This is a genomic window from Pseudomonas sp. LA5, assembly GCF_028640825.1.
Lineage (GTDB): Bacteria > Pseudomonadota > Gammaproteobacteria > Pseudomonadales > Pseudomonadaceae > Chryseomonas > Chryseomonas aestiva.
The window spans coordinates 73,682-92,879 of the sequence record NZ_JAQYZY010000040.1; the positions used below are offsets into that span (position 1 = coordinate 73,682).

Annotated in this window: 17 protein-coding genes; 5 read left to right on the plus strand and 12 right to left on the minus strand. The window is 67.1% G+C overall.

Translation table 11 applies throughout. The features are described 5' to 3' along the window. Nucleotides 1–28: 28 nt before the first annotated feature. Complete coding sequence (locus PVZ72_RS16455) at nucleotides 29–478, minus strand: GyrI-like domain-containing protein (RefSeq protein ID WP_133862204.1); 450 nt, start codon at nucleotides 476–478, stop codon at nucleotides 29–31. A 201-nt stretch (nucleotides 479–679) separates the two neighbouring features. Next, nucleotides 680–1,279, minus strand: a complete 600-nt coding sequence (locus tag PVZ72_RS16460; protein ID WP_273862486.1) for a TetR/AcrR family transcriptional regulator — start codon at nucleotides 1,277–1,279, stop codon at nucleotides 680–682. Nucleotides 1,280–1,351: 72 nt separating this feature from the next. Between PVZ72_RS16460 and bdcA the strand changes: the two genes are divergently transcribed. Then, nucleotides 1,352–2,065, plus strand: coding sequence for an SDR family oxidoreductase (gene bdcA / locus PVZ72_RS16465; RefSeq protein WP_208694042.1), 714 nt, complete (start codon nucleotides 1,352–1,354; stop codon nucleotides 2,063–2,065). 36 nt (nucleotides 2,066–2,101) lie between these two features. Here bdcA and PVZ72_RS16470 read toward each other — a convergent pair whose 3' ends face one another. Together PVZ72_RS16470 and PVZ72_RS16475 are read right to left on the minus strand one after the other, a co-directional pair. Continuing rightward, the gene (locus PVZ72_RS16470; RefSeq protein WP_133862196.1) at nucleotides 2,102–3,367 is read right to left on the minus strand and encodes an Hsp70 family protein; all 1,266 of its coding nucleotides are present in this window, start codon (nucleotides 3,365–3,367) and stop codon (nucleotides 2,102–2,104) included. A gap of 129 nt (nucleotides 3,368–3,496) precedes the next feature. Beyond that, entirely contained in the window at nucleotides 3,497–3,940 is a 444-nt protein-coding gene (locus tag PVZ72_RS16475; RefSeq protein ID WP_273862487.1) for a thiol-disulfide oxidoreductase DCC family protein, read from the minus strand. A gap of 153 nt (nucleotides 3,941–4,093) precedes the next feature. Here PVZ72_RS16475 and PVZ72_RS16480 point away from each other — a divergent pair, with 153 nt between their 5' ends. Further along, entirely contained in the window at nucleotides 4,094–4,891 is a 798-nt protein-coding gene (locus tag PVZ72_RS16480; protein WP_187981120.1) for an SDR family NAD(P)-dependent oxidoreductase, read from the plus strand. Between the two features lie 155 nt (nucleotides 4,892–5,046). On the opposite strand, the gene PVZ72_RS16485 is transcribed toward PVZ72_RS16480, so the two are convergent. The 5 genes from PVZ72_RS16485 to PVZ72_RS16505 form a co-directional block, all read right to left on the minus strand. Continuing rightward, nucleotides 5,047–5,781 carry a DUF502 domain-containing protein gene (locus PVZ72_RS16485; RefSeq protein ID WP_273862488.1) on the minus strand — a complete coding sequence of 245 codons (735 nt, stop codon included), beginning with the start codon at nucleotides 5,779–5,781 and terminating at the stop codon, nucleotides 5,047–5,049. Nucleotides 5,782–5,867: 86 nt separating this feature from the next. Beyond that, complete coding sequence (locus PVZ72_RS16490) at nucleotides 5,868–7,685, minus strand: alpha/beta hydrolase family protein (RefSeq protein ID WP_273862489.1); 1,818 nt, start codon at nucleotides 7,683–7,685, stop codon at nucleotides 5,868–5,870. Between the two features lie 554 nt (nucleotides 7,686–8,239). Continuing rightward, the gene (locus PVZ72_RS16495) at nucleotides 8,240–9,304 is read right to left on the minus strand and encodes a PA0069 family radical SAM protein (protein WP_273862490.1); all 1,065 of its coding nucleotides are present in this window, start codon (nucleotides 9,302–9,304) and stop codon (nucleotides 8,240–8,242) included. Between the two features lie 95 nt (nucleotides 9,305–9,399). Beyond that, a complete protein-coding gene (locus PVZ72_RS16500; RefSeq protein WP_273862491.1) occupies nucleotides 9,400–10,665 on the minus strand; it encodes an OprD family porin in 1,266 nt (421 codons plus the stop codon). Between the two features lie 252 nt (nucleotides 10,666–10,917). Then, the gene (locus PVZ72_RS16505; protein ID WP_273862492.1) at nucleotides 10,918–12,315 is read right to left on the minus strand and encodes an MFS transporter; all 1,398 of its coding nucleotides are present in this window, start codon (nucleotides 12,313–12,315) and stop codon (nucleotides 10,918–10,920) included. Between the two features lie 446 nt (nucleotides 12,316–12,761). Here PVZ72_RS16505 and quiC point away from each other — a divergent pair, with 446 nt between their 5' ends. Next, nucleotides 12,762–14,663 carry a 3-dehydroshikimate dehydratase QuiC gene (quiC, locus tag PVZ72_RS16510; RefSeq protein ID WP_273862493.1) on the plus strand — a complete coding sequence of 634 codons (1,902 nt, stop codon included), beginning with the start codon at nucleotides 12,762–12,764 and terminating at the stop codon, nucleotides 14,661–14,663. A gap of 54 nt (nucleotides 14,664–14,717) precedes the next feature. Further along, nucleotides 14,718–15,374, plus strand: coding sequence for a TetR/AcrR family transcriptional regulator (locus PVZ72_RS16515; RefSeq protein ID WP_187981126.1), 657 nt, complete (start codon nucleotides 14,718–14,720; stop codon nucleotides 15,372–15,374). A gap of 267 nt (nucleotides 15,375–15,641) precedes the next feature. On the opposite strand, the gene PVZ72_RS16520 is transcribed toward PVZ72_RS16515, so the two are convergent. The 3 genes from PVZ72_RS16520 to PVZ72_RS16530 all read right to left on the minus strand — a co-directional run bounded on the left by PVZ72_RS16520 (nucleotide 15,642) and on the right by PVZ72_RS16530 (nucleotide 18,106). After that, nucleotides 15,642–16,499 (minus strand): glucose 1-dehydrogenase, encoded by an 858-nt coding sequence (locus PVZ72_RS16520; protein WP_158896319.1) that lies wholly within the window; start codon nucleotides 16,497–16,499, stop codon nucleotides 15,642–15,644. Nucleotides 16,500–16,563: 64 nt separating this feature from the next. Further along, nucleotides 16,564–17,421, minus strand: a complete 858-nt coding sequence (locus PVZ72_RS16525) for an SDR family oxidoreductase (RefSeq protein ID WP_273862495.1) — start codon at nucleotides 17,419–17,421, stop codon at nucleotides 16,564–16,566. A gap of 97 nt (nucleotides 17,422–17,518) precedes the next feature. After that, complete coding sequence (locus PVZ72_RS16530; RefSeq protein WP_273862496.1) at nucleotides 17,519–18,106, minus strand: TIGR00730 family Rossman fold protein; 588 nt, start codon at nucleotides 18,104–18,106, stop codon at nucleotides 17,519–17,521. 330 nt (nucleotides 18,107–18,436) lie between these two features. Between PVZ72_RS16530 and azu the strand changes: the two genes are divergently transcribed. Next, a complete protein-coding gene (gene azu / locus PVZ72_RS16535; RefSeq protein ID WP_273862497.1) occupies nucleotides 18,437–18,886 on the plus strand; it encodes an azurin in 450 nt (149 codons plus the stop codon). Nucleotides 18,887–19,198 lie beyond the last annotated feature (312 nt).

Below are 19,198 nucleotides of genomic sequence, written 5' to 3' on the forward strand. Positions count from 1 at the left end.
CGCGGCGCTCCGCCCGAAGGCAGCCTTGCTAGAACACCGGGACGTAGATGTAGATCTGCGAATCCTGGGCATCCACCCCGGTGAAGGCCTCGGTGTAGTGCTCGAAGCAGGCGCCCGGGCGGGGTTGCAGGCCGCGCGCCGGCAGCAGCTCGGCGAACAGTCGGCCGAGGCTCTTGGCCACGCTGGGCGCGGTGCCCAGGTGCACGTAGCGGGCATAGCGGCCTTCCGGCAGTTCCTGGCGCACCATGCCGGCGGGCAGGGGCGCGCCCGGCGCGGTGGCCACCGCGGCCAGGTAGTGCATGGCGCCGGCCTGACGCCAGCTCAGGCCATACCATTCGGCGTCGCCTTCGCGGCCGGTGATTTCCCCGGCGCGGTCGGCGAAGCGCCGCCAGAGGGCGGCGATGTCTTCGCCCTGGCCAGGCTCGAACAGCAGACCGGTCACTTCCAGGGCGGGATGGTCGACGATTTCCAGCGACATGGGACAGACTCTCTCGAAGATGCGATGAAGGCCGCCACCTTACTCCAGCGGCGCCTCGCGGTCAGCCTGGGCAGGGCATGAACAGGTCAGGCGAAAGGTCGCAGCGGACCCGTGGCGCCATCCCGATTCGCCGGGTGTACTCCTGGCGGCTGCCCATTCGGCGAGTGCACCTGCTGCGCCACCCGGGTGCCAGGCTGGGGTTCAGCGGTCCTCGGCAAGCGCCTGGGTCAGCGCCAGGCCCGCCAGGCGCGCGCTGGCCAGCAACCGCTCCGGACTCTGCCCATGGCGGGCACTGGCGGAGAGCCCGGCCATGGTGGTGATGACGAAGTCGGTCAGCTCCTGCGCCCGTTCTGGCTTGCAGGCGGCGACCCGGGTGCGGATGAGCGCCTGGGCCGCCTGGTGGTAACGGTCGGCCGCCGCGCGGGCCTGGGGATCGTCGGAATGGGTGCCCTCCAGCACCAGGCAGCCGGCCGCGCGGGGATCGACGGCATAGCTGCGCGCCACCTCTTCCAGCACCTGGGTCAGGACCTCCGCCAGGGATAGCTCGGCCTCCAGGATGTGCTGCAGCAGCACGGCGCCCGTCGCAATGTAGCGATCGAGCACCCGCTGGTAGAGCTCGAGCTTGCTGCCGAAGGCCGCATAGAAGCTCGGCGGCCTGATCCCGAGCGCCTCGGTCAGGTCGGCGACGCTCACCCCGTCGTAGCCCCTTTCATGGAACAGGCGCTGGGCCTGGACGATGGCCTCGTCCGGATCGAAACGGCGGGGCCGCCCACGCGGTGCGGATTTATTTGTAGTGCTCATTACAAAAATACTTTGACAGCAAACGGGAGAGGCTTATTGTAGCACTCACTACATTAATCAGGAGGCAGATCCATGAGCAATTTCGCAGGCAAGAAGATCCTGGTACTGGGTGGCAGTCGCGGCATAGGCGCCGCCATCGTGCGGCGCTTCGCCGCCGAAGGTGCCCGGGTCACCTTTACCTATGCCAGTTCCGCTGACGCCGCCCAGGCCCTCGCCGCGGAGACCGGGAGCACCGCCGAGCTGACCGACAGCGCCGACCGCGACGCGGTGATCGCCCGGGTGCGCGCCTGTGGTCCGCTGGATGTGCTGGTGGTGAATTCCGGCGTGGCGCTGTTCGGCGATGCCCTGGAACAGGAGCCGGACGCCGTCGATCGCCTGCTGCGCATCAACGTCCAGGCGCCCTATCACGCGGCGGTCGAGGCGGCGCGGCAGATGCCGGCAGGCGGGCGGATCATCGTCATCGGCTCGGTGAATGGCGATCGCATGCCGTTGCCCGGCCTGGCCGCCTATGCCATGAGCAAGTCCGCCCTGCAAGGGCTCGCCCGTGGTCTGGCGCGGGACTTCGGTCCGCGCGGCATCACCGTCAACGTGGTGCAACCCGGCCCCATCGATACCGAGATGAATCCGGCCGATGGCCCCATGAAGGAACTGATGCACAGCTTCCTGGCGATCAAGCGCCACGGCAGCGCCGACGAGGTGGCCGGCATGGTCGCCTGGCTGTCCGGCCCCGAGGCCGGCTTCGTCACCGGTGCCATGCACACCATCGACGGCGCCTTCGGCGCCTGATCGAGCGTGCGACCGGCGCCGAGCGTGGCGGCTATCCTAGCCGTAGCGCTTGAACGCCTCGATGGCCAGGCCGTTGCCGATGTTGCCGAAGCGGTCGCCGTCCACCAGGCGGGCGCCGGGGAAGCGCCTGGCCAGGGCCTGGCGCAGCGCCGGGATGCCGCTGGAGCCGCCGGTGAAGAACAGGCTGTCGACCCGCGCGGGATCGAGGTCGGCGCGGGCCAGCAGGTCGTCCACGCCGCGGCTCAGGCGTTCCAGTTGCAGGGCGATGGCGGCATCGAACAGCGGCCGCTCCAGATCCGCGGCCAGGCCGGTCTCGATGCGATCCAGGCGCAGGGTGCGGCGCCAGTCGTCGGTCAGGGCGATCTTGGCGTCTTCCACCTGGATCGCCAGCCAGTGGCCGGCGCGCTGTTCGATCAGTTTGAACAGCCGATCCATGCAGCGGGTGTCCTGGGCGTCGTATCTCATGTCGCGCAGGCCCAGCACGCTCTTCTTGGCGTAGACGGCGTTGATGGTGTGCCAGGTCGCCAGATTGATGTAGTGGCTGGTGGGCATGGTGGCGCCGCTCTTCATGGCGCTGCCGTAGCCCAGCAGCGGCATCACCCCTTCCAGACTCAGCTGGCGGTCGAAGTCGGTGCCGCCGACGTGCACGCCGCCGGTGGCGAGGATGTCGCCGGCGCGGTCGGCCAGGTTGCGGCGCTCCGGCGCCAGGCGCACCAGGGAAAAGTCCGAGGTACCACCGCCGATATCGACGATCAGCACCAGCTCTTCGCGCTCGATGCTGCGCTCGTAGTCGAAGGCGGCGGCAAGGGGTTCGAACTGGAAGGAGATGTCGCTGAAGCCTACCTGGCGCGCCACCGCGGCCAGGGTGTTCTCGGCCTCCTGGTCGGCGACCGGATCGTCATCGACGAAATGCACCGGACGGCCCAGCACCACGGCGTCGAAGGGGCGATCGGCCTGCTGTTCGGCGCGCTGCTTGAGGGTGCCGAGGAAGAGGCCGAGCACCTCGGTGAAGGGCAGGGCACTGCCGAGGATGCTGGTCTCGCCCTTGAGCAGGTTGGAGCCGAGCAGACTCTTGAGCGAGCGCAGCAGACGCCCCTCGTAGCCTTCCAGGTATTCGTGCAGCGCCTGGCGGCCATAGGCCGGGCGGCGCTCCTCGGCGTTGAAGAAGATCACCGAGGGCAGGGTGGCCTTGCCTTCTTCGAGGGCCAGCAGGACCTCGCCGGAAGGCCGGAGCCAGCCAGCGGTGGAATTGGAGGTGCCGAAGTCGAGGCCCAGGGCGCGGGCGGGTAGAGCAGCAGACATGTCAGGATCCGTAACGCGAGCAGCCGCACAGTTTAGCCGAGACAGGCGTGCAGGCGAACCCTGGCCGGATGCCAGCAGGGTTGGTCGGTGCTCTGTCAGGCCCGTGGCGAGTGCGGGCGAGCGATGGCGTCAGCCCTTGCGCGAGCGATCGCGCGGCGCCTCCAGCGTGCAGACATCATCCTGGCAACGCCGACTGCCCTCCGGATGCGGCAGCCAGGTCAGACCCGGGCGCAGCTTGAGAAACAGGCGATAGCCCACTTCCAGCAACGGCCGCAGCGGTCGCCAGCCCAGCGGCCGCGCCCAGTGACCGAGACCGGCGGTGCGCCAGCTCCAGTAGGTGGCGTCCAGGCCCTTGAACCAGCGGCCATCGGCATCCCGGGCATGCAGCAGGTCGAGCATGGCCTGGCGCGGCGGGGCATCGGCCGGCGCCTGCGCGGGGTAGTCCGGCGCGGCCAGGTCCACCAGCTGCAGTTGGCTGGAGTCGGCATGGCGGCGCAGCCAGGCGATCTCGCGGGCGCACAGCGGACAGGCGCCGTCGTGAAAGAGGGTCAGGGGCAGGCGAGGTGCGTGCATCGTGATTTTCCCAGGGGTCTTGCCTATCTGGACCGGCAGGCAGGGCGGCCGTTGCGCTTTCCGCCGAACGGTAAGCGCAACGGCCTCTCGTGGCGAGTCGGAATCAGAGACGCCGGATCACGGCATGGTAAGCAATCTGATAGCGAGGTCGGTATGGATCTGGGAATCAAGGGGCGCGTTGCCCTCATCACGGGTGCCAGCGGTGGCATGGGTCTGGCCACGGCGAAGCTGCTGGCCGAGGAGGGCGTCAAGCTGGTGCTCTCCGATCTGGAGCAGGGCAAGCTGGAAGAGGCGGCCAAGGGCCTGCCAGGCGATACGCTGCTGATCGCCGCCGACATGACCGACCAGGCGGCGGTGGACCAGCTGGTGGAGCAGGGCGAGGCCCGCTTCGGCCAGATCGACATCGTGGTGCACACCGCCGGTGTCACCGGCGCCAAGGGCGATCCCCTGGAACTGGCCGATGCCGACTACGAGGAAGCCTGGGCCACCGACTTCTTTTCCGCCGTGCGCGTTGGCCGCGCCGCCATCCCCCGCATGCGCCAGCGCGGCTGGGGTCGCTTCGTCTGCATCACCTCGGAAAACGCCGTCCAGCCCTACTGGGAAGAGGCCGTCTACAACGTGGCCAAGGCCGCCCTGGCCGCCTTCATCAAGAACCTGTCGTACAAGGAAGCGGCCCACGGCGTGCTGTGCAATACCGTGTCGCCGGCCTTCATCGAGACGGGCATGACCGACGGCATGATGGAAAAGCGCGCCAAGGAGAAGGGCGTCTCCTTCGAGGAAGCCATCGAAAGCTTCCTCGACGAAGAGCGGCCCGGCATCGTGCAGAAGCGCCGCGGCAAGGTGGAAGAGGTGGCCGCGGCCATCGCCCTGCTGGTGTCCGAGCGTGGCTCCTTCATCAACGGCAGCAACCTGCGTGTGGATGGCGGTTCGGTCCAGGCGGTGCAGAACTAAGAATCCATTCGCGATCTGCTGCGCGTCGGCCAAACTGCGTTGAAAAGGGCCTGGGTCGCCAGCCCGGTCGGAATGCTCATTTACCAGTTGTAAACTCCGCTTCCTCAGCCCTTTTCGCCTTGTTTGTCTCTAGCTCGCGGGACCGTGAACAGATTCTAGGACGGGCGGGGCGGCTCCTCGGCCGTCCCGTTTTCCTGCTGGCGGCGTACGGCTTCTTCCAGGGGAATGAATTCCACCTGGCGATCCTTGACCACTGGCGGCAGGGTGATGCCCATGGAGACATAGATGCTGGTGAACATGTCGATGCCCATGTCCGCCGGTTTTACCCAGTCCACCGGGACATAGAGCAGCCCGCCACCCACCGGCACCGGCGCCGAGGGCACCAGCACGGCGTGATAGTGGCGACCCTCGATGTCGATCACCGCCGGATTGGGCAGCAACGCCAGCACTGCCACGCCCTTGCCGCCAAAGAAGCACCACACCGGACTCATGGCGCGGATGTCCGCTCCACCTTCCTTGCGGTCGAGCAACTCGACGAAGCGCTCGGCCAGGCCATAGAGCTTGCCCACCACCGGAATGCGGCGAAAGGTCATGTCGGCGAACCAGCCCAGCGGCCGACGCAGCCCCAGCTTGACCGCCAGGCCCAGCGGATAGAGCAGCACCAGCAGCAGCAGGGTGCCGAGGCCATAGGCCGCCAGGGAATTGCCGACGAAGGGATGACCGACCGCCACGAACAACCGGCCCAGGGTGGTGTTGGGTCCGATCAGGCCATTGAGGAAACTGACGATCCAGCCGATCAGCGCCAGGGTCAGTACCAGCGGCAGGAGCAAGAGCAGGCCGGCCAGCCAGGTGGAGACGACGCTTTCGATACCGCGGCGAACGAAGGGCATGCAAGAACTCGACGGCTAAAGCGCCATTCTATACGGGCCAGGCGCACCCAGCGTCGGCGCGGGCCGACTTTCTGAGCGCGCCTTCCTCATAGCCAGCGACGATAGAAGGCGGCTTCCTGTTCCAGGGCGTCCGCCTGGTTGACCGCCCGGCGAAAGCCATGGCCCTCGTCGGGATAGCGCCTGACCACCACCGGTATGCCGCGTGCCTCCAGCGCCGCAGCCATGGCATCGGTCTGGGCGGGGACCACCACGGCGTCCTTGAGGCCCTGCAGGAAGATCACCGGCGCCTGGATGCCCTCCGCGTGCAGCAACGGGGTGCGTGCCTCGTAGCGCGCGCGATCGGCTTCGGGATCGCCGATCAGCCAGTCCAGGTAGTCGGCCTCGAACTTGTGGGTGGCCTTGGCCAGCGCCAGGGGATCGCTGACGCCATAGAGGCTGGCGCCGGCGCGAAAGACGTCGCGGAAGGCCAGCGCGCAGAGCACCGTATAGCCACCGGCGCTGCCCCCGCGGATAAAGGCGCGCGCCGGGTCCGCCAGGCCCTGGGCGCCCAGGTAGGCGACCACCGCACAGGCATCCTCCACGTCCACCTCGCCCCAGCGCAGGTGCAGCGCCTGGCGATAGGCCCGGCCGTGGCCGCTGCTGCCGCGATAGTTGAGATCGGCCACGGCGAAGCCCTGGCGGACCCAGAACTGGATGCGCGCATCGAACACCGGATAGGTGCAGGAGGTGGGTCCGCCATGGATGCTGACCAGCAGCGGCGGCGGACCCTCGCCCTGCCGTTCCGGCAGATAGAGAAAGCCCTGGGCCTGGCCGTCGCCACTGGGATAGCTCAGCGACCGGGGCGCGACGATGGCGCTGTCGCCGAGGGGCGCGACGCCACCGGTGACGATCTCCACCGCACCACTCCGGCGATCGATGGCCAGCACCGCCGAGGGGCGTGTGGGCGCCGCGGCGATGCAATAGCAATGATTGTCGTCCAGGGCCAGGCCACGGAAGCGGCTGAAGTCTGTGGCCAGGTGGCGGGTCTCGCCCGCGGCCCGGCGCTCGCCAAGCACACCGAAGCCGTCTTCCTGCCAGGTCGCCAGCCAGCCTTCCGCGGTCGGCAACCAGCTGCTACCGCCCAGCTGCCAGGGCGCCGCCGCGTGATCCGCCGCGGGTGCCTGCTGGGGCGCGAAGCCCTCCGCGGACGCGCACCAGGGCTGCCACCAGCCCTGGCGATCGCTCAGCGCCCAGAGCCGCTGCTCGCTGTCGAACAGCGGTTGTTGCAGCGATTCGTCGGGGTCGGCCGACACGACGGTGGGCGCCCCGGGGCGTCCTGCGGTATCCATCGTCGCCGTCAGCAGCCGGGCGCGGGTCCAGGGCTGGTGGGGCCGGTCCCACTCGATCCAGGCCAGGCGGCGGCCGTCGGCGCTGGTGCGCGGTGCGGCGTAGAAGTCCGCGCCTTCGGCCAGCACCTGGCGCGCGCCACCGGCACGCAGGGCGACCAGGCGATGCCGCGGCGGCTGCTCGCGGCGATCCTCCTCGACCGCCAGCACCTGCTGCCGGACGCCATCCCAGTGCAGATCGCCGTAGCGCCAGGCCTCGCCCCCGGCCAGCCATTCGGGCGCGCCGCCCTCTCGCGGCTGGCGATAGACCGCCTGGTCGGCTTCGTTGACGAACAGCGGTCCCTGGTCACCCAGGCAAAGGGCACCGCCGCCGTATTCGTATACCTTGCTGCGCAGGCTGAAGCCCGCCGGCGTAAGGCACCGCGGCGCCGCGCCGGCCTCGCGAACCCAGAGGCGGGTGGCGCCATCGGTGGGGTCGTATTGGCTCCAGTAGAGGCCGCTGGCATCGACCTTGAGTTCGGCGAAGTCGATACCGGCGGCAACGGCCTGGGCCGGCGTGAGCGGGATAGGGGCGGTCATGGCGACTCCAGAGAGGGACACAGCCGTCTAGCCTAGCAGCTGGGTGGGAAGGGCTGGGTGAGGGATGCCACGCTGTTGGGCTTCGCTGCGCTCACCCCAACCTACGGGGTGTGTGCCGCTTTTCCCCCTCTCCCTGTGGGAGAGGGCTGGGGTGAGGATGGCTGGATCGTTGGGCTTCGCTGTGCTCAGCTCAACCTACGGGGCGTGCGCTGCCTTTCGCCCTCTCCCCTGGGCGAGGGCTGGAGTGAGGGTGGCTGTATCTTTGGGCTTCGCTGTGCTCAGCCCAACCTACGGGGCGTGCGCTGCCTTTCTCCCTCTCCCCTGGGAGAGGGCTGGAGTGAGGATGGCTGGATCGTTGGGCTTCGCTGCGCTCAGCCCAACCTACGGGGCGCGCCTCGTTTTTCCCCCCTCTCCCTCTGGGAGAGGGCTGGAGTGAGGATGGCTGGATCGTTGGGCTTCGCTGCGCTCAACCCAACCTACGGGGTATGCGCTGCCTTTCTCCCTCTCCCTCTGGGAGAGGGTTGGGGTGAGGGGCAGTCCGTTCGGCGCCGGTGCTAGAACAACCCCAGCTGCTGCCCCGGCGGGGCGAACTGGCTGCAGTCCAGGCCCTCGCCCTCGCGGCGCTCCAGGCCGAAGCGTCGGCGGGCCAGGCGAAAGCGCTGGGCCAGCAGTGCGGCGAACTGGCCTTCGCCCTTCATGCGGATGCCGAAGCGGCTGTCGTAGTTCTTCCCGCCGCGCGACTGGCGGATCAGGCTCATGACATGGGCGGCGCGTTCGGGAAAGTGCGTCTGCAGCCATTTCTCGAACAACTCGACGATTTCCAGGGGCAGCCGCAACAACGTATAGCCGGCCGAGCGAGCGCCGTGGTCGCGGGCCGCCTCCAGCAGGGCTTCCAGTTCATGGTCGTTGATCATGGGAATCATCGGCGCCAGCAGGGCGCTCACCGGCACCCCGTGCTCGTGCAGCGTGCGCATGGCGCGCAGCCGGGCCTGGGGTGCCGCGGTGCGCGGTTCGAGGATGCGCTTGAGGTCATAGTCCAGCGTGGTGAGGCTGAAGGCGACGCGCACCAGGTTGCGCTCGGCGAGCTGCACGAAGAGCTCCAGGTCGCGCAGGATCAGCGCGCTCTTGGTGATGATCGTCACCGGATGGCGATAGCGCAGCAGGATCTCCAGCGCCTGACGGGTCAGCTGGTACTGCCGCTCGATGGGCTGGTAGCCGTCGGTATTGATGCCCAGGGCGATGGGCTGCGGCTGATAGCCCGGCTTGCTCAGCTCCGCCTCCAGCCGCTCGACCAGATTGGTCTTGGCGATCAGCTGGGTCTCGAAGTCGATACCGGGCGAGAGGTCCCAGTAGGCATGGGAAGGACGGGCGAAACAGTAGATGCAGCCATGCTCGCAGCCGCGATAGGGATTCACCGAACGATCGAAGCCGACATCCGGCGACTGGTTGCGGCTGATCACCGTCTTGGCCGTTTCCTGGCGCACGCGGGTGGTGAAGGTCAGCGGGGTGGCTTCTTCGTACCAGCCGTCGTGCTCGCTCTCGCTGCGGGTCGCGGCAAAGCGATTGTGCGGATTGCTGGCGGTGCCACGACCCCGTGGCGGGCGTTGGGGCTGGGTCACGGGCAGACCTCGATGTCTGTATTTTTATACAGTATAGGGTCTGGTCGATCCGGGCATGGGTGCGGCTGCCACCCGGGCAGCCGCACCCGCGTTTCCTACAACACCGAGATCGGGTAGTTGAGGATGATGCGGTTCTCGTCGAAGGAGCCGCTGGCACTGTAGTCGCGTCTCATGCTGGAGTTGCGCCAGCGGATCAGCAGCTTCTTCAGCGGGCCGCTCTGCACCTCGTATTGCACCTCGGATTCGCGACCCCATTCCTTGCCGTCGGTGATGGTGCCGGTGTGCACGTTGTCGCCACTGAGGTAGCGGTTCATCAGGGTCAGACCCGGCACGCCGAAGGCGGCGAAGTTGTGGTCGTAGCGCACCTGCCAGGAGCGCTCCCGGGCGTTGTCGTAGCTGGAGTTGTAGCTGTCGTTGGCCAGGGTGCCGCCACTGGTGCCGTTGACCCTCATCCAGGCGCTGTCGCCGCTGACGCGCTGCAGGCCGACATAGAAGGTACCGCCGCCCTGCTTGGCCGAGAGCAGCGCATAGGCGGTGCGGTTGTCCAGGGCACCGGCGCGGGCGGAGCCGTCGTCGTCGCCGATGAAGTAGCCGAGGTTGGCGCCCAGGGTCCAGCTACCCACCGGCTGGTAGTGGATCAGGTTGATGAACTTCTGGTTGTAGATGTCTTCGAGCTGGGCGTACCAGAGGCCGATCTGGGTGCGCTTCTCGTTGAACTTGTATTCGCCGCCGACGAAGTTGAAGCGGTCGGAGGTGGCATTGGCGCGGCCCTGCATGAACATGTCTTCCATGCTGGCGTCGTTGCGCGGGCTGTTCTGGCGCATCTGGCCGCCCCAGAGTTCCAGGTTCTGGATCTCGGTGGAGTGGATCTGCGCGCCCTGGAAGGTCTGCGGCAGCGAGCGGCCGTCGTCGGACCTGAGGATCGGCAGCACGGCGAACCACTCGCCGACCTTGATATCGGTCTTGGAGACCTTGGCCTTGGCGGCCACCGCCAGGCGGCCGAAATCCTTGGCCGGTTCGTTGCCGGCATGGGTCGGCAGCAGCTGGGTGCCGTAGGTGCCGGCGCCACCGTCGAGCTTGACCGAATACAGCCCCAGGGCATCGATGCCAAAGCCCACCGGCCCCTGGGTGTAGCCGGAGGTCAGGCCGAAGATGAAGCTCTGGGTCCATTCCTCGGCCTTGTTCTGCGCGGTGTAGGCCGGATCGACGAAGTTGCGATTGAAATAGAAGTTGCGCAGGTTGAGCGTGGCCTTGGTGCCTTCGATGAAACCGTCCGCGGCCCACAGTGGCGTGGTGCTGGCGAGAGCGGCGAAGGCGGCGCAGGCACGGGTGAGCCGGCCGGAAGCGAGTCGAGTGCTCATGGTATTCCTTGTTCTTGTAGGTAAGGGGTGCCCTGCCGGCGCGGAGGCGGCATCTGACGAGGGCGGGTAGGGCGGTGGTGCGAGGTACGGCTAGGAAGGTGCAGGCGACATGAGGGATTCCTTTCTTATTTGAATTATCGGAAAGCAGCGACCGAGGCGTTCGGTCGAGTAGTTATATGACAACGTATGTCTTACGGCAAGGCTACCAGGGTAGCAGGGCGGAGCCCTCGCCAGGCGAGGGCTCGCGAGGGGTCAGGCGCTGGCCTTGAGGCTGTCCTGACGGGCCGTATCATAGGCGTGCTTGTCCATCTGCACGGCGCCCGGCTTGCCCAGGTCGCTCATGGGCACCCGGTAGGTTTCCGGCGACAGGTAGGCCGCCAGGGCCGACAGGCAGGTCACGCCGAAGGCCAGGCCACCGACTACCAGCCAGATGTTGTCGGTGCCGGGCGGGGCGACCAGGGCGAACAGGGCCGGCAGCAGGGCGGTGAGCATGGTGCCGATGTTCTGGGCGATGGCCATGGCCGAGACACGGTAGCGGGTCTGGAACTGCTCCGGGTAGAAGCTGGGGAAGACCGCGTTGTAGCCCTGGTAGACCACGCCCCACATCAGCAGCGACATGAGGAAGGCCAGCGGCAGGTTGTGGATGCTGATGGCATAGAGGTAACCGAAGGCCAGCAGACCCGAACCCAGGGCGCCGCCGATCATGGTCGGCCGGCGGCCGATGCGATCGGAGAGGTTGCCGACGAAGGGGATCACCAGCACGGCGACGATGTTGCCCACCACCGGTATCCACAGGTAGACGCTCTTGTCGAAGCCGACGCCATAGGCCGGCTGCACTGCGTAGGCGGCGCCGAAGATGGTGGCCACCACCGGGATGACGTTCATCAGCGCCATCAGCGCGACCAGGATCATGGCCTTCCAGCTGGTGGTCAGGGCTTCGCCGATGGGCGAGCGTCTGGCCACGGTGGCGGTGCCGGTCTTGGCTTCTTCCTTGACGAAGGCGGGCGTCTCATGGACTTCCCGGCGGATGATGAAGCCGGCCAGCAGGACGAAGGCGCTGAGCAGGAAGGGAATGCGCCAGCCCCAGCTGTTGAAGGCATCGGCGGGCATGAAGTAGGCCAGCGGCAGGAACACCGCGGCGGCCATCACCTGGCCGGCCTGCACCCCCTGCAGGGTAAAGCTCGCATAGTAGCCACGTCGGCCGAAGGGCGCGTGTTCGAGCACCATGGAACTGGCTCCGGAGATCTCGCCGGCCACGGCGAAGCCCTGGATCAGGCGCAGCACCACCAGCAGGATGGGCGCGAGGATGCCGATCTGGTGGTAGGTGGGCAGCAGGCCCACGGCCATGGTGGCGATGCCCATGAGGAACATGCACAGCAGCAGGACGTTCTTGCGACCGCGGGTATCGCCCCAGTGACCGAGCACGAAGGCGCCGACCGGCCGCGCCAGATAGCCCACGCCATAGGTGGCGAGGGAGGCGACGATGGCCATCTTGGGATCGCTGGAGGGGAAGAAGATCTGCGGAAAGATCAGCGCCGCCGCCTGGGCGTAGATGAAGAAGTCGTAGTATTCCAGCGCCGAGCCGATCCAGCCGCTGGCGGTGGCTTTCTTGGCTTGGGAGCCGGGGGTGGGGGAGGCGGTAGTGGCCATGGTTGTCTCCGGAATTTTATTGTCAGGCCAGGAGGGTTTCAGCGCCGCGCACGAACTCGCTCGGGTCGCGGGAGCCGAAGATGGAAAGGACGAGAGGACCTAGCCTGGCCGTCGCCGACTGAGCGCGGTGGGACTGCAGACGCGACGGGGCACGCAGGATAACGTGGATAGCTGGGGCATGGACGCACACTCTTGTTTGTCTTGTTATGGTCGACGCGGCGGAAGCGACGAGCGCTGGGCTCTGCGATCCATAGTGCGAGGCGCTGCCGGGCCCGGTCAATTCGCCGGATGACCAAATGTTCGATCAGCGAACAGAAACTAACCGGTTCGTACATAATCCATTGTTGGGCCTCGCGGTGCCACGAATAATCGGTGCCAGACCCGACGAATCCGCGCCACCCGCCCGCATGTCCCGCGGCGTGGCCGTCCAACACAGGAGCACCGGCATGCAGCGTTCCATCGCGACCGTATCCATCAGCGGCACCCTGACCGAGAAGCTCGAGGCCATCGCCGCGGCGGGTTTCGACGGTGTGGAGATCTTCGAGAACGACCTGCTGTATTCCGGGGCCAGCCCGCGGGAGATCCGCCAGCGCGCCCAGGACCTGGGGCTGGCCATCACCCTGTTCCAGCCGTTCCGCGACTTCGAGGGCAATCGCCGCGAGCGCCTGCAGCGCAATCTCGACCGCGCCGAGCGCAAGTTCGACCTCATGCAGGAACTGGGCACCGACCTCATCCTGGTGTGCAGCAACACCGCCGCCGACAGCCTCGGCGACGAGCGCCTGATCGCCGACGACCTGCAACTGCTGGCCGAGCGCGCCGCCCGGCGCGAACTGCGCATCGGCTACGAGGCCCTCGCCTGGGGGCGCCACGTCAACACCTGGCAGCAGGTCTGGCGCCTGGTGAAGGCGGTCGATCATCCCAATCTCGGCGTGCTGCTCGACAGCTTCCACACCCTGTCCATCGGCGGCGATCCGGCGGCCATCGCGCAGATCCCGGGGGACAAGATCTTTTTCGTGCAGATGGCCGATGCGCCGCTGCTGCAGATGGACGTGCTGGAGTGGAGTCGGCATTTCCGCTGCTTCCCGGGGCAGGGCGAATTCGACCTGGCCGGTTTCCTCGCGCCCATCCTGCAGACCGGCTACCAGGGACCGCTGTCGCTGGAGATCTTCAACGACGGTTTCCGCGCCGCCCAGACCCGCGCCACCGCAGCCGATGGTCTGAGATCCCTGCTCTATCTGGAAGAGCAGACCGCCGCGCGGCTGCAGCGCGAGGAGACCCCGGTCGCGGCGCCGCTGTTCGCCCCGCCCGCGGCGCCGCGCCTGGAAGGCACCGAATTCCTCGAATTCGCCGTGGACGACGGCCATGGCGCCGAACTGGCGCGCTGGCTGGGCAAGCTGGGTTTCGCCCAGGCCGGGCGGCATCGCTCGAAGAACGTCACCCTGCTGCGCCAGGGCGAGATCAACCTGGTGCTCAACGCCGAACCCTACTCCTTCGGCCACAACTTCTTCGAGGCCCACGGCCCCTCGCTGTGCGCCATGGCCCTGCGCGTGCCGGACAGCCAGGCCGCCCTGGAGCGTGCCCAGCAGTACCGGGCGCAGCCCTATCGCGGCCTGGTCGGCCCCAACGAGCGGGAAATCCCGGCGGTGCGGGCACCGGACGGCAGCCTGATCTATCTCGCCGATCGCGGCGTGGACGGCCGCAGTCTCTACGACACCGACTTCGATGTCAGCGCCGGCGCCAGCGGAGGGCTCGGTCTGACCCATGTCGACCACGTGGCCATCGCCCTGCCGGCCGATGCGCTGGACAGCTGGGTGCTGTTCTACAAGAGCCTGTTCGACTTCAGCGCCGACGACGAGGTGGTGGTCCCGGACCCCTATGGCCTGGTCAAGAGTCGTGCGCTGAAGAATCGCGAGAGCAGCGTGCGCCTGGCGCTGAACATCTCGGAGAATCGCAACACCGCCATCGCCCGGGCACTGTCCAGCTATCGTGGCTCGGGGGTGCATCACATCGCCTTCGCCTGCCAGGACATCTTCCAGGCGGTGGAACAGGCCAAGGCCGCCGGGGTACCCCTGCTGGAGATCCCGATGAACTACTACGACGACCTGGGCGCGCGCTTCGATTTCGACGACGACTTCCTCAGTCGGCTGGCCTACTACAACGTGCTCTACGACCGTGACGCCCAGGGTGGCGAGCTGTTCCACGTCTACACCGAGTCCTTCGCCGACCGATTCTTCTTCGAAATCCTCCAGCGCAAGGATTACAGTGGCTACGGCGCGGCCAATAGCCCGGTCCGGCTGGCGGCCATGCTGCAGGCCCGCCAGGGCCGTCCGGCGCCCCTGGAATTCTGAGCCAGGCGGGCACCTGCGGGTGCCCGCGCCTCTCCTCCGACAAGAGTCAGCCCGATGCAGGACACCCCGGCGCTCGCGCCTACACTCCGTACCCCGCGCAAGAACAATCCCGAGAAGACCCGCCAGGCCATCCTCGCTGCCGCCGTGGCCGAGTTCGCCGACCTGGGGCTGAGCGGGGCGCGGGTGGACGCCATCGCCGAGCGCACCCATACCTCCAAGCGGATGATCTACTACTATTTCGGCAGCAAGGAGCAGCTCTACCTGACGGTGCTGGAAAAGCTCTACAGCGACGTGCGCGGCAACGAGGCCGAATTGCCACTGGACCGCCTGCCGCCGCTGGAGGCGATCCGCACCCTGGCGGAATTCCTCTTCGAGCACCACCGCAGCCACGACGACTTCATCCGCGTGGTGAGCATCGAGAACATCCACCGTGGTCGCCACCTGGCGCAGTCCGAGACCATCTCCAGCCTCAACTCCTCGGCACTGGAGGCCCTGCGCCGTATCCTGGCGCGCGGCGAAGCCAGCGGCGATATCCGCAGCGGACTGGACGCGGTGGATGTGCACCTGCTGATGTGCTCGTTCTGCTTCTATCGCGTCTCCAACCGGCACACCTTCGGCCACATCCACGACATCGACATGGAAGAACCGGCCGTGCTGCGCCGGCACAAGACCATGATCGGCGATGCGATGGTGCGCTACCTGCAGCCGTAGGACATCCATGCGGCCCTCACCCAACCCTCTCCCGGAGGGAGAGGGGGCGTTTGACCGAAGCTTCTAGTCTCCAACATGGATTCGCAGGGTGGAAACCCCGTAGGTTGGGTTGAGACGGCTTCATCGTCGAAGCCCAACACTGCCGGCTACCTCGTATTGGGCTTCGCTGCGCTCAACCCAGCCTACGGAGCACGGAGTCCAATCGCCCCCTCTCCCTCCGGGAGAGGGCCGGGGTGAGGGCAAACCCAGGCACCCCGGCCAAAACCTTTAGAGCACCGGCATGCCGCCCGTCACCGGCAGCATGGCACCGGAGATGTAGCTCGCCTCATCGGACGCCAGCAGCACATAGGCCGGCGCAAGTTCCACCGGTTGGCCAGGGCGACCCAGCGGCGTGCTGCTACCGAATTGCTCAGGTTCGTCCGGCTTCATGGTGCTGACGATCAGCGGCGTCCAGATCGGGCCGGGGGCCACGCTGTTGGCGCGGATGCCCTTGTCGCCCAGCAGCTGCGCCAGACCCGCGGTGAAGTTGGCGATGGCGCCCTTGGTGGCCGAATAGGCCAGCAGGGTCGGCGGGGCGATGTCGGCGTTGATCGACGCGGTGTTGATGATGGAGCCGCCGCGTGGCATGTGCTTCAGCGCCGCCTGGGTGATGCGGAACATGGCATGGATGTTCACGTTGAAGGTATGCACCCATTCCTCGTCAGGGATCTCGTCGAGGCTGTCGCGCACCTGCTGGAAGGCGGCGTTGTTGACCAGCACGTCGATGCGGCCAAAGGCTTCGACGGTCTTCTGCACCACATCCAGGCAGGTCTGGCGCTCGGCCAGATCGCCCGGCAGCAGCACGGCCTGGCGCCCGGCCTCGGTGACCAGCCGGGCGGTCTCCTGGGCATCCTCGTGCTCGTCCAGGTAGGCGATGGCGACATCGGCGCCCTCACGGGCGAAGGCGATGGCCACGGCGCGACCGATGCCGCTGTCGGCACCGGTGATCAGGGTCTTCTTGCCCGCCAGGCGACCCGAGCCGCGGTAGCTCGCGGCGCCGCTGTCGGGTTGCGGATCCATGCGTGCTTCGGAACCGGGAAAGGTCTGGGGTTGGGGTTTCAGCGGGGGTTTGGGATGGTCGCTCACGAGCGGGCTCCGGATACGGAAGAAAGAAGGGGCGACCCCGGCCTGTGCCGGGGCGTAGGGCTGGTCAGAGAATCGGCTTGCCGCCGGTGACGGCGATGCGCGCGCCCGAGGTGTAGCTGGATTCGTCCGAGGCCAGCATCACATAGACCGGCGCCAGTTCCACCGGCTGGCCGGGGCGGCCGAGCGGGGTGTTGCCGCCGAATTCCTTGACCTGCTCCGGCGGCATGGTGGCCGGGATCAGCGGAGTCCAGACAGGGCCGGGAGCCACGCTGTTGGCGCGGATGCCCTTCTCGCCGAGTAGCTGAGCCAGGCCGGCGGTGAAGTTGGCGATGGCGCCCTTGGTGGTGGCATAGGCCAGCAGTGTCGGCCGCGGCATGTCCGAATTCACCGAGGTGGTGTTGATGATGGAGCCACCCGGGCCCATGTGCTTTATCGCGGCCTGGGTGATGCGAAACATGGCGGTGATGTTTACATCGAAGGTGTAGACCCACTCGTCGTCGGGAATCTCTTCGAGGGTCTCGTGGGTCATCTGGAAGGCGGCGTTGTTGACCAGCACATCGAGACGGCCGAAGGCGGCCACGGTCTGGTCCACCACTGCCAGGCACTGCTCGCGCTTGGACAGGCAACCCGGCAGCAGCAGCGCCTCGCGGCCGGCTTCGCGCACTAGGCGGGCGGTGTCCTCGGCGTCTTCGTCCTCGTTCAGGTAACTGATGGCGACATCGGCGCCCTCACGGGCGAAGGCGATGGCCACGGCACGGCCAATACCGCTGTCGCCACCGGTGATCAGCGCCTTCTTGCCGGCCAGCCGGCCAGAACCCTTGTAGCTTTGCTCGCCGCAATCCGGTACCGGATTCATGCGCGATTGCAGGCCGGGAACGGCCTGCTGCTGTTCCGGCATCGGGGCTTTGGGGAAATCGGTCATGGAAGAATCCTCGTCGCGGTAACTTTTGCGGGCCTGTCAGTACCGACAGGCCACAAGCGGCGAGGGTTCGAGATCCGGGACGGGCGGTGTACCGGCGCTAGCGGGGTGCCGCTTCGGCCCAGCGCGGTGGCACCGTGGGTTGCCAGGCGGCGAGGGCGTCTAGCAGGGCCGTTGGTGAAGCTTCCACCTGCAGCATGGCGCGATGCGGCGCGGCGACGAAGCCCTGGGCGACCAGGTGATCGAGGAAGCCTTCCAGTTGGGCATAGAAGCCATCGACCTCCAGGAGGCCCATGGGCTTGGCGTGATAGCCGAGCTGAGCCCAGGTCCAGACCTCGAAGAGTTCTTCCAGGGTGCCCAGGCCGCCGGGGAGGGCGATGAAGGCATCGGCCAGTTCCGCCATTCGCGCCTTGCGCGCATGCATGCCGTCGACCACTTCCAGGCGGGTGCAGCCGGTATGGCCCAGCTCGGCGGTCTTGAGACTCTGGGGAATGATGCCGATGACTTCGCCACCGGCAGCCAGGGCGGCATCGGCGACCACACCCATCAGGCCGACCTTGCCGCCCCCATAGACCAGGGTGAGGCCGCGCTCGGCGAGGGTGCGCCCGAGGTGCGCCGCGGCTTCGGCGAAGACAGGCGAGGCACCGGGCTTGGCGCCACAGAAGACACAGACGGTTTTCAGCGACATGGGGACTCCTAGGCAGGCAAAGCGCCTAGCCTAGCCGCCCGCTCCGCCGGAGCAAAGCACCCTCATCGCGCGAGGAAAGCGACCTCCGGCGCATTGCCGCTGGCGGCCTGGGCATAGTTGGCGAACAACTCGTGCAGCAGGGCGGTAAGGGTCATGGCGGGCGTCCTTGGCTGGCGGATGATGGAGGGATAGTACCCAGAGCTGAGGCCCGGCGACCTGGCAAAGGTTTCGATGGAGGCGATAGAGCGAAGCCGTGCCCTTGCCATGGCCGCTGGAACCCGCCACCCTCGCATCGGTCTGACTGGCGACTTTCACGCATCCGGAGGGTTCATGAAATCCACGTTTTTTGCCGCCGCACTGTTCGCCCTGGGAAGTACCGGCGCCTGGGCCGCCGACAGCTGTACCACCCAGATCGAAGCCGGCGACCAGATGACCTACAGCCGCGCCTCGATTCAGGTCCCGGCCTCGTGCAAGACCTTTACCGTCGAGCTGATCCACAACGGCAGCCTGCCGAAGAACGTCATGGGCCATAACTGGGTGCTGACCCGCTCCACCGATGCCTCGGCCGTCGACGCCGCCGGCATGAACGCGGGTGAAGACAAGGGCTACCTGCCGGAGGGCGACGAACGCATCATCGCCCACACCCGCATGCTGGGCGGCGGCGAGAAGGACTCCGTGACCTTCGATACCGGGGCCCTGGAAGCGGGCAAGGAATACACCTTCTTCTGTTCCTTCCCGGGGCATTTCGGCTCCATGCGCGGGGTGTTGCAGCGGGGGTAAGGGGAAGGTTGGGTTGTGGCGGTCGACCGTCGCAATCCGACCTCTTGTGCAGAAGACGCCTGTAGGTTGGGTTGAGCGTTAGCGAAGCCCAACATTGCAAGGCCTCACGCTTGTTTAGTAGGTGCCATGGCTGGTTATTGAGTGTTTGGAGAGTTTTTGTTTCGCCCACCCGGGCGAGTTACTTTTTGCAGTCGCCAAAATAAGTAACCAAAAACGCTTGCCCCACCATCCGGCCTTTCGCTTCACTCCAGGTCCGCTCACGCCAGCGCCGTTCCGGGGTCGGTCCAGATGGGCCGTCCATGGCCCACTGGA